General features: G+C 28.8%; 10 protein-coding genes. 2 read left to right on the forward strand and 8 right to left on the reverse strand.

Annotated features, from left to right (window positions below):
• Window positions 1–118: 118 nt before the first annotated feature.
• The 7 genes from GKG00_RS08630 to GKG00_RS08655 all read right to left on the reverse strand — a co-directional run bounded on the left by GKG00_RS08630 (window position 119) and on the right by GKG00_RS08655 (window position 5477).
• Window positions 119–1375 (reverse strand): site-specific integrase, encoded by a 1257-nt coding sequence (locus tag GKG00_RS08630; protein WP_154255068.1) that lies wholly within the window; start codon window positions 1373–1375, stop codon window positions 119–121.
• A 49-nt stretch (window positions 1376–1424) separates the two neighbouring features.
• The gene (locus tag GKG00_RS08635; protein WP_154255069.1) at window positions 1425–1697 is read right to left on the reverse strand and encodes a helix-turn-helix domain-containing protein; all 273 of its coding nucleotides are present in this window, start codon (window positions 1695–1697) and stop codon (window positions 1425–1427) included.
• Window positions 1675–3036 (reverse strand): Rep family protein, encoded by a 1362-nt coding sequence (locus GKG00_RS08640; protein ID WP_154255070.1) that lies wholly within the window; start codon window positions 3034–3036, stop codon window positions 1675–1677. Before GKG00_RS08640 ends, GKG00_RS08635 begins: the two co-directional genes overlap by 23 nt.
• Window positions 3020–3142: a hypothetical protein gene (locus GKG00_RS09075; RefSeq protein ID WP_277752829.1), complete on the reverse strand. Its 123-nt coding sequence runs from the start codon at window positions 3140–3142 to the stop codon at window positions 3020–3022. The genes GKG00_RS08640 and GKG00_RS09075 overlap by 17 nt, the downstream gene beginning before the upstream one ends.
• Window positions 3143–3321: 179 nt before the next feature.
• Complete coding sequence (locus tag GKG00_RS08645; RefSeq protein ID WP_154255071.1) at window positions 3322–4395, reverse strand: cell division protein FtsK; 1074 nt, start codon at window positions 4393–4395, stop codon at window positions 3322–3324.
• 268 nt (window positions 4396–4663) lie between these two features.
• Window positions 4664–5008 (reverse strand): hypothetical protein, encoded by a 345-nt coding sequence (locus GKG00_RS08650; RefSeq protein WP_154255072.1) that lies wholly within the window; start codon window positions 5006–5008, stop codon window positions 4664–4666.
• A gap of 94 nt (window positions 5009–5102) precedes the next feature.
• Entirely contained in the window at window positions 5103–5477 is a 375-nt protein-coding gene (locus GKG00_RS08655; RefSeq protein WP_154255073.1) for a hypothetical protein, read from the reverse strand.
• 547 nt (window positions 5478–6024) lie between these two features.
• Here GKG00_RS08655 and GKG00_RS08660 point away from each other — a divergent pair.
• Window positions 6025–6948, forward strand: a complete 924-nt coding sequence (locus GKG00_RS08660) for a hypothetical protein (protein WP_154255074.1) — start codon at window positions 6025–6027, stop codon at window positions 6946–6948.
• A 723-nt stretch (window positions 6949–7671) separates the two neighbouring features.
• On the opposite strand, the gene GKG00_RS08670 is transcribed toward GKG00_RS08660, so the two are convergent.
• Window positions 7672–9312: a cell wall-binding repeat-containing protein gene (locus GKG00_RS08670; RefSeq protein WP_154255075.1), complete on the reverse strand. Its 1641-nt coding sequence runs from the start codon at window positions 9310–9312 to the stop codon at window positions 7672–7674.
• 683 nt (window positions 9313–9995) lie between these two features.
• On the opposite strand from GKG00_RS08670, the gene GKG00_RS08675 reads away from it, so the two are divergent.
• The gene (locus GKG00_RS08675) at window positions 9996–10475 is read left to right on the forward strand and encodes a DnaJ domain-containing protein (protein WP_154255076.1); all 480 of its coding nucleotides are present in this window, start codon (window positions 9996–9998) and stop codon (window positions 10473–10475) included.
• The last annotated feature ends 498 nt before the right edge of the window (window positions 10476–10973 follow it).

Below are 10973 nucleotides of genomic sequence, written 5' to 3' on the forward strand. Positions count from 1 at the left end.
AAGAAATACGGTCTTAAAAAAGCTCGTAAATCTCCACAATTCAGTAAGAGATAGAAAACAATTATATATCAATGGAAAAGCACTTTTTGGTTCACACCATCAAGTGCTTTTTTTATGCTTATTTATCAAAATTCACACCAAAGTTCACACCATCATTATTAATAAGCTTATGATATACTAGTTCTCCAGGGGAAATATTTACAATATTATCAGTGTTTACATAAGTTTTAGTAATTCTTGTATCGCTATGAGTCAATGCTTCACTGATTTCACTCATCGTCATTCCTGCCTTTTTCGCTAAAGATGCACCTGTATGTCTTAGCTTGTGAGGAGTACAATGTACTAATTTAGGATGTCTTTTTTTGACAGACAACATTCTGTAGTTTAAATAATCAGAATGAAGAGCTTTATTGATATTTCCTCTAGTATCAATATAAGTGAATACTAGTTGTTCCTTATTTTGAATGATATTAAATTGCTTTAACTTCTCTTTTTGTAAGGCTTTCCATTGTGAAAGCAATAAAGTTAGTTCGCATGGAATTTTAAATACAGTCTTTTTATTACTTTTTGTATTTTTCATATTTCCGTGTCGATCAAGTGCTGTTGCAATTCTTACTGAAGAATTTTTCAAATCAACGTCTTTCCATTTCAATGCATAAGATTCACTCTTACGATCGGACAAGATAAAAGTTGTCATAAACAATGTATATTCTTTTAAGTCGATTTTGCTATTTTCATAATCAAATTTAAAAGCATCTAACCATTGTTTTAGTTCATCTTCCGATAAATATTTATCTTCGTCACTTTTTGAATCTTCAACTATAATTTTTTTAAGAGGTTTAATCCTATTTATAGTATAAGATAATTTGTTTGAATTAATAAAATCAAGTTCTGCTGCCCAGTTAAAGACAGAATTAACATAACTTTTTATAAACTTGAAATTAACTAATTGTTTAGATTTTTCTGTTAAAAGCTTCGACACAAGTTGCTTGTTGTTGTTCAAACAATTCAGAGAATAGTCTCCAAAAATTGGCAATATATGAAGTCTAAAAATACTCTCTGTATTTTCTATTGTAACGGTGGAAGGCGGCTTTGAAGTATTTGTTGTTTGTCCTACCTTATATGGATCTAACCAAAAATCTTTATAAAAATCTTTGAATGTTATATCTCCGTCAAATGAAGGTGATACAGATATCTTATTATTTTGAGCATCATTTATTTTGTTCTTGATTTCTAATTCTGTTATCTTTGCTTCTTGTTTTGTTTTGAATCTTTTTTCATAAATATTAGAACAGTTACCTAGATAACCTCTTGCCTTTTCAGGAATATAAATTCTAAGTCTATATGTTCCGTTTTTTGTTTTTGTTATCGCCATGATTTCTCCTTGCAGAGCAGGAAAATACCGTAATTAAAGTATATAATAACTAAGCGGTATTTTCAAACTCACTCATCCAATTATTTATATCGTTTATCTTAAATCTTACAATTTTTCCTATCCTTATTACTGGTAATCCTTTTAATATCCATTCATCAAGAGTATTATTTGATATTTTAAGATAATTACAAGTCTCCTTTTTGTTTAGAAATATATTATCCAGAGAGTTGCTTTCTATAATAATTTCTAACTCATCTTTTATTATCTTAGTTACGATTTGCCTAATCTCTTGAATTTGTTCATCTTTTAAAATTACTTCCATTATTAAGGTCCTTATTGTTCCATCTCATATTATCTACTATTTTTTTTATCACCGAAGTTAATACGTTAGAAACTGATGTAGTTTCTTGCTTTTTGAAAAAATAATCTATATACTTTTCATAATCATCTAAATCTGGATAAAGCCATGAAATATAAGGGTCTACCATTTTTTCCGAAATTAGCAAATCAATAGAATCTTTAGAATTTATCGAATCATGAATATCAATATAATAATCTATTCTTCTTCTAAACTGACCAATAGCTTCTCCATTAAAATTTTCGGAAGATTGAAAGAACTTATCTGGATCAACTGAACTTGTTATTATAATCACTTTAGCTGATCCTACTTTATTATGATATCTAGCAGAAATTGGACTAATAGAATATGGATCAAGTAATTTTAACCAATCAGATGCGCTTAAAGCAGCACCTCTTACATCATCCATAAGTAATATTTCTTCACCGTTATATTCATCAAAACTATTTTTTGCGGCGGTTTTACAAATCTCCCATCTTTCTCCAACTTTACAAAATGCAACTTTTTTCAGAACGTTAGCTAACTTTGTTGCTAATAAGGTTTTTCCTACACCTGATTTTCCAGATATAAATATTATTGTTTTCTTAAAGGAACCTTTTTCGAGAGCTGATACTGTAATTGCTGATTTTAACTCTCCATAAGTATCGAATGCTTCATTTATTTTCCTTTTATTTTGTGAATATACAAGATACAAATTATCAGTTAATAGTAATTGCTGTTTTGATATATTTCCATTAATAATTTCTGATATTACATAATCAATATCTTTCTTTGCAAGATTTGCTTGTTTAGTTGCCTTGCCACGAATCCAAGCTTCATGCCTATCGCTATAAATATCCATATATTGAGGACCTGCAATTGTAACAACTTCTGTTGGCTTATATTGATATTTGTCTGTATCTTTAGAATGAATCAAATAAGCTAGTAAATTATCGTAACCATATCTTCCAGACTTCGCTATTTCTAAATATTGCGGTTCGATTCCACAATAGATAGCAAGGCTATTAATTGTATCTCCTCTTTCAAACTTAATAAGAAAATGTACGTGTTTTCCCTTTGGTTCTTCCTTATAGTCATTGATCTGGCTATCCCATATTTTACGGGTATCCTTATCGTGTAATATTCCATTCGCTTCTTTGACTTTGCAATTATGGCTATTAAATTTTTCTACTACAGCATTAAGCAAAGGTGCTATATCACCTTCGTTTGCTTTATCAATAAGTTCCTCTTCGTAATCCAGCCAATATTTGCTATCTAATAATTGAACGATCATTATACTTGTCAATCTAGAATTCTTTTTCATAAAACCCTCCTAATATTTTTTCTCCCAATAATTTTTCTCCCAATAATTTCATAATAAAATTATCCTTCTTTCTTTTTTTATTTAAACATCTATTTAGAAACTTCATATAAATTTCCTCCATTTAATTATTTCTAATTATATTTTTAATTTTTCCTATATAATCACCGTTTAAAAAAACGGACTGATCGACTCAAAGTCGTTTATTCTCTTTGCCTTTTTTTGCCTGCGGCTAATCTCGACAAGCCCAGATTAGCCGCAGGCGTTATAATTAAAAATTAAAACAGGCTAAAAGTTTATCAACGGTGTTTCGTAATAATGTGGAGTATGCCATTTAGGCTTTGCTGAGATGAATCTAGCAAGTCCTGTTCCTTTTTTGTAATTCCTTCGTGGCATATCAGCATATCCTGACATCAAATATCTTCTTTCATCTGCTGAGTCAGCAGCTCCTCCAAGCATTATTACGGCATCCGAACAATTTACTCTAGCAAGAGAAGGAAGGAAACCTTCTTTAGTAGCGTGTTGAGAAATTGCTATAATATGGATACCAGCACTTCCACCAGTTGCAGATAGTTTATTAATCGCTTGTTCCCATCTTTTTTTATATTCTTTTTCAGAATCAAGAGCTGCGTTTAAATTACCGATTTCATCAAAAAACAATCCTATATCAGACAATCCGATATCTTTGTATTTTTCTTTTCCAGCTAAGTGAATAGTTTCTAATCTTTCAAGCATTACTTCACAATAATACTCAGCACGTTCAACTATTTTAACTGGTTCATGCTGACCATTAAACTTATCAACATATAAATCACGCTTAGCAGAATTATACTCAACTTCCCATCCTTGAAGCACCATAATTTCAGCTAGATATCTACCAGCCAAGAAAGTTTTTCCAGCTCTAGTTCTAGCTACAATACTCAAGTGAGCAGTATCTGAAAAATCTAATGATAAATCTTTTGAAAATTTAATAATATTTGGATTTTCTGACAAACATTCTTTTAAATCGTCTGGACTGTTTAATATAAATCGTTTTGAAGTTAAAACATCTTCAAAATGAAACAACACATAAGTATCAGATAAAATCAATTCGCTTGAAACAACCGAATATTTTTTATATTTACCTCCAATTATCCCTGAAACAATTTGATTGTACTTTTCTTTGTCAAGAGTAAGGTAATTACCACCGATATTTTCAATTGCTATATATCCTGAATCTTGATCGTCATCTAAATAAACATAGATTTCTGGCATTTCATACCCATATCTTGTGACATTAGATAGCTTTAATACATCAATTATTTGTTTATCGTTGAATAATTGACTAATCTTTCTTGATATCTTTTTGCTCTCTTCTGACATTTTTGGAATATCTAATTGAGTAACTAATTCTCTTCTTTTATATAAGTAAATAATCAGTATTATATCTAAAATTATCGTTATAGATAAAAACTGAATAAGAGAATTTAGAAGCTTGTTTAAATCGATACCAAAGTATGAATTAGATACCTTTTTTATTAGTAAAATTAAAACTAAAGCTAGAATAGTAAACCCAAGGAGCATGAGAGCTATCTCATGCCCCATAGGTTTAGAAGTAGCTGAACGTTTTATTCTCCTGTACTTAGAAGACTTAAGCATTTTTTGCTACTACTTCTACACTGTCGGCGGAATACCAGCCATTATTAGAATTTGGTAGTAACCCTCCTCTTAAGTTTCTAAAAATCAGTCTTGTTCCAAACGAAACTTCGACTTCGTTTGGAACCTTAACTGCATATTCTAGCTCCTTTTTAGGGTCGGCTACAAAATATCTATAGTTATTATCCAAAGTTTCTTCTTTGGAGCCGATAGACACTAAAGTAATTGTTTCGATTACCTCAACATTATATTCTTGTCCGGTTCTTTTTGAAACTTTGGTAATCTCTTTAGTAGGATATCCTAAGACATCCTTCAATTTAGGAGTCCAATTAGGCTTCATAAATTTCACCCCCCTTCATTACATTAATAAGATTAACAATTAAAATTTTATAGTCCATATTTATTCCTCCTTTTTTTAATAGGGACATAATATTTTACTCAAATTCCAAGGTATCGAAGGATAACGACAATGTACTTAGAAGCTCATACGCATCGTCAATAAACTGATCAAGTTGCCTATCACTATGAATATCGTTATATCGATGCTCAAAATTTGCAACTGATAAATTTTTATCTACATACCAACAATCCCAAATAACATTAGGAACTGTACTGAATTTAGTATCGTTTGTTATATCCAAATATGCTTTATTCGAATATCGAAGAAGTATTGTATGAAATATTTCATTAATTTCATTTTTTGCTTCTTCTGATATTCGATAATTTGGATTGTATGCAATTGGCATAAAATCATCTCCTTTTCTCTTTTTCCTATAATTCTTTTTATTATAAGAATTTCGATTTTTCATAGAATCGCTCCTTTCTACTTATATTTGATTTTAGAAAATCCGATATTTGGTTTATTAAATTCTGATTTTCTAAAATCATATAGGAAACGGATTCTATATTTTCTCTAGATCCACTTTCCTTATACATATATTATACCATCAGAAACATAAAATAATGTGACATTAAATAAAAAACAAAAAACAATAAAATGGCTTGAAATAGCCTTTATAGCAAATTGCAAATGTGACATATACAAAGAATATGTGACATAGCGAGACTTTGTGCAGACTCAATTTATTGCGGATTACAAATTTATATGAATAAAAATACTGTTTTAAATTACGAAAAATGGTGTATAATATAGTTATAGAGTGATAAAAGAGAGATGAGATTAAAAAATAAGATTTTGTATTCATCTAACAAAAAAATACTATATTATCAATCAATGAAATAAATTTACTAATGAATATAATAATGGAAATAAGTAATATCAATATAAAACACAAAAATAAATTAGAGATTACATTAAATGGGAAATAGTATTAAATAGAAAGGAAATATTACAAAATGAGCAAAAAGTATCAAACAACTGATGAATTTACAACAGCAAGAAAGGCAATTGAATATTACTATGAGTTAGAGTATGGAGCAGATGCTGAAGCTATCAGTCAGCAAGTTAGAAGAGTAATTAATAATAATTTTAAAAAAAGGGATAAATCTGAAAAGATACAATGGTGCGAATTAACAAAGTTACAAAGAGACAAATTAATTTTAATTTATCTAAAGGATTATTTACTAAATCATATTACTAATCCAGACAAAAAAAAGAGAATAGAAAACGATATTAACCAATGTAGAGAAGACGCTCTAATCCAGGTATCAGAATTTATAGAATTAAATGATACTATGGTAGATCTAATCTGGAATGGGTTTGAAAATTTAAACGGTAAAGACAAGGAAACAATAGATCAATTATATGAAGATTATGTCGATAAGGTTAATACCTTCAATGAATTTAATGAAAAATATGGTAAATACAATCATAAGATAGATGTACTCGATAAAGAAGATTGGGTTAATTGGAACATGCGAAATGATGGAAGACAAACAAGAATTTATGATCAAATAATGTCAAAACAATCAGAGAAACAAGAAGAATATTACAATAACGAAGATAATCCTTATTATCGTGAACCTGATAAAATAGAATATTTAAATGTTGTGATATTGACTATAGTTAAAGTATTAAAAGAGAAAAAAATAGCTGACATTGATCTAAATTCAATCCATGAAACTTTAGAATTCTTAAATAATTGTGGATACGAAGATTTTGATTATCTTCTTCAACCACAAAGTAAAATTTCAGAATTATCAGATGAAGAAAGAGAAAAAAATGAAGAATATGTAGAAAAATATCTTGAGTATAAAAAGAAATTTGATAATTTGGATTTCTACAAGAGTTATAAAAATACTAAATATGAAAATATTTAGTTAATTCTATTTAAAAAATGTTCAAGTCGCAATAGTTCTTCAAGCCATAATCTTTAGTTGTATGCACGGAACTTTGGTTCACATACCCACCTACTTTTTTCTTAGGGGTTTTAAGTTGTTATGTATATGAACTTACTGGAAATATTAAACGAAGTATAGGGTTACATTTTTTGTTTAACTTTTTATCTGTAGTTATGGTTAAACTAATTCCTGAGTGGCTTGTCATACACTCACCAATACTTTTAATAATATTTACGGTAGCACTTTTAACAGTTATTGGAATATTTTTATCTAATATTGATTCTGTTAAAGAATTAATTAAAAAATAGTCGCAAGTATAAAACTTGCGACTATTTTTTTATAGGTCTTAAACCATAAAGTTTCAAATATCTGTTGATATTATCAACTGTTAGGTTTTCTATTTGCATTTCGTTTATAAAGTCTGTTAATGTTTGCATGAGTATTTCTTCTTTCTTATTATTTATCGTTAAATTTTCTACCGATAGTAACAAGAATAAAGCTCATAATAAATCCTTTGATAAATGCCATATCTTTTACTTCCTTTCTTTTTAAAATTATTGATATTATTTTTTTCACTTTCCTAGTCGGCGTTGTGGAACAACGCACTCCTTAAGCTATTTTTTACTTGAAATTTGATTTTTTTAAAGTAAAAAATATTCCTTATAAAACAAAAGATAGGTTCAAAAGAACCTCTCTTAGATTTTATTTTTCATATGTTATATGGAATCCAGCTGGATCAGTAGGATCATTTCCGAACCAAACATTTGCGAATCCGTCATGGATTGAGATACCCATAATTCTTTCTGCATGATATATATCATATAGAACGTTATTTTTAATTATAAATTCATTGTGATCTGGAGAATTTTTCCATAAATTTAGTGCTATTTCTGGTGTCATTTGGTAAACTTCAGTATAATATTGTTGACCTGCTGAGATTTCAAATCCTTCACTTTTGTATGGCGTTAATTCTCCTGGTTTGTTCCACATAAGTCTATGACGGCTGTGTTTATTATACATTGTAGGTGTCCAGTTTCCATATTTTGACCAACTATGCATATTTGCTGGTCTTCCTTGATCATCTTTTAAATCGTTCTCAAAGTGTAATACTTGATCTCTGTTGTGAGTTCTTGCAACGTAAGTTAATGATTTAGAAACGTTGAGAGGTCTTTTTCCTAGAGAGATTCTATAATCATTAATAAGTTTTACAAGTTCTTTTTCTTTTTCTGAAAGAGGTGTATCCATATCGAAGTTAGACAAGTCAATGTCTTTACTTGATTGTGGTTTTAATCTTTCTTGTCTCCAAGCCATTTGATCTTGAGGTTTATCTTCAGGTTCTGAAGGTTGTTCTGGTTTTTGTGGTTTATCTTCTGGATTTTTATCTTCAGGTTTTTCTTGAGGTTTTTGTTCAGTTGATGTTTTTGTGAATTTTTGTTCTTGATATTTTGTTACTGATTTTTCGCCACCGATAAGAGTTATATCTGAGATATTTTGACTATCAACGTATTCTTTTATTTTGTCGATAGCTGAATCGTTAGATAATAAGATACCAGTGTTTTTCTTAACTGCGTAAGGTGCGGCTGCTAATGCATCTGGGTAATCTCTACCGTCAGCGATTACAGCACTTTGAGTTTTGTTCATGTGTTTTAAAACTTCAAGAGAAGTTTCGTAACGATCTTTACCTGAAATTCTTTGAGCTTTGTTTAAGCCTTTGATGTTCACTGATTTTTCTCCACCAATGATTGTCTTGACATCTTGTGCTTTAACGTCTTTAGGTAAAGTTTTACCGTCAGTCAATACTAAAGTTTGTTTCTTTTGTACTGCGTAAGGTGCTGCTGATAATGCGTCAGCGAATTTTTCACCATTAGCTAAAACAACATTGTCTTTATTTTTAGCTTTTAGTTGTTTAGCAAGTTTAGTAGATGTTTCGTATCTGTTTCTTCCTGCAATTCTTATTACTTTAAAGTTTTTCTCTTTAAGTTTTTCTTCTGCAGATTTAGGTACAGATTTTTCACCACCTATGATTACTACTTCTCTCACATCTAATGAACGCATTGTGTTAATTGCTCTTTGCATCATATCTGTTTTTTCGAATAAAAAGATAGGTGCATGATCTGCAAGATTTCCTGCTGATAGTGCGTCAGCGAAGTTACTGCCACTTACTAAAACTGCTCTGTCAGATTTTGTGAAAGCAGATGCTGCAATACTTGCTGCTGTTTCATATCTATGCACACCTTGTATTCTTTTAACATTGTAATCATTAGACGCTAATGATACTTGTGGTACTGCGTTTGCTAGCATCATTCCAGCTAACATTAATCCTAAAATTTTCTTGTTTTTCATATAAATTACTCCTTTTTTAAAATTTCTTAAGTAGTGCTTTAAGATATATTTATTATAACACAATAAAATATGATTCTTAAATTTATATTGCGATTTAATAATGAGGATATTTTGTGATTTTTCTATTTAATTTCGCTATTTTGTGAAATACTGATTTCATTGTACACTTAACTTATTTCGAGGATATCACCATAGTAGATTTAATACAAATATCTTCTATTATCAACTTAGCAAATAATATTTCTAAGCCATCTTTCCAAGTTCTAAAATTTTTATATAAGGCATTGTAACTCCTGATATTATTAACGATACACTAATCTATTTGTTAATATAAATTATCTAAGAGTTCTTTCGTTAGTTAATCAGAAGAAGCTTAAATGTTTTTTTATAATATACACCTTCTTTACTGGTGTTTTAACAATATCAGTTACTCATTTGATTTCTTAATGTTCCACATTGCCGTGTCTATTAATTTGTTTCTTATTTTAGTTAAAGTTCTCATGTTATTAATTTTCATAATCGAATACTTTTTATGATTCCTTTTGTTTTGCCTATTTACTTTAGCAATATCCGCAAAATAATCAAGGTAGTATTTTCAATCTCCACCTTGATTATTTTGCTATTAGATATTGCTTTCGTTGCATTGTCAAAACAAAATAAAGAAATCATAAAAAGGAGATTATATGAAATTTTTTAATAACATCAAAACTTTAGAACAACTAAAAAAAGAATATCACAAATTAGTAATGAAATATCATCCAGATGTTGGCGGCAAAGAGGAACTTATGAAAGAAATTAATAATGAGTATGAGAAACTGTTTGATATAGTTAAAAACAAACATATAAATAAAGAAGGTGAATATTATGATAAAAAAACAAATGAAGCTTCATCTGAATTTATCGAACTAATAAATGAACTTCTTAAGCTAAATCATATCAACATAGAAATAATAGGATCGTTCGTATGGGTATCAGGAGATACAAAGCCACATAAAGAAAAATTAAAGAAACTTGGTTTAAGATGGCATAAGAAAAAAATGTGCTGGTATTTGTCACCAGATGGTTATAGAAGATTTGGGAAATCTGAATATACTATGGATGATATAAGAAATATGTATGGTGTACAATTTAATAAATCAGTAAAAACAAAAGAACTAAAATAAAAAATAGGATGACTAACAACAGTCATCCTTAAATTTATTAAATAGAAAAATCTTTTTGTTTAATTTTCTTATATAATAAAGAAAGAAATTAAATCTCAAAAATAAAATATGGATATAAGATATCATTTCAAGGAATAAAAAAAAGAAAGTCGTGATAAATTTTTATGGTGTGAATTTTCGGTATTTTCCCACTCAAAATTATTATTTTATAGTGAAATTCACACCATTATACTAAAATTAGTTAAAACTAGATGAAATGATTTCTTATAGAATTGGCTATTTTTCAATATTTTAAAAGCTGATGAAAGCTAATAAAACAGTCGATCAAGAAATACGGTCTTAAAAAAGCTCGTAAATCTCCACAATTCAGTAAGAGATAGAAAACAATTATATATCAATGGAAAAGCACTTTTTGGTTCACACCATCAAGTGCTTTTTTATGCTTTTTTATCAAAATTCACACCAAAGTTCACACCATCATTATTAATAAGCTTATGA

The sequence above is a fragment of the Finegoldia sp. BIOML-A1 genome (assembly GCF_009678325.1).
GTDB classification, from domain to species: Bacteria; Bacillota; Clostridia; order Tissierellales; family Peptoniphilaceae; genus Finegoldia; species Finegoldia magna.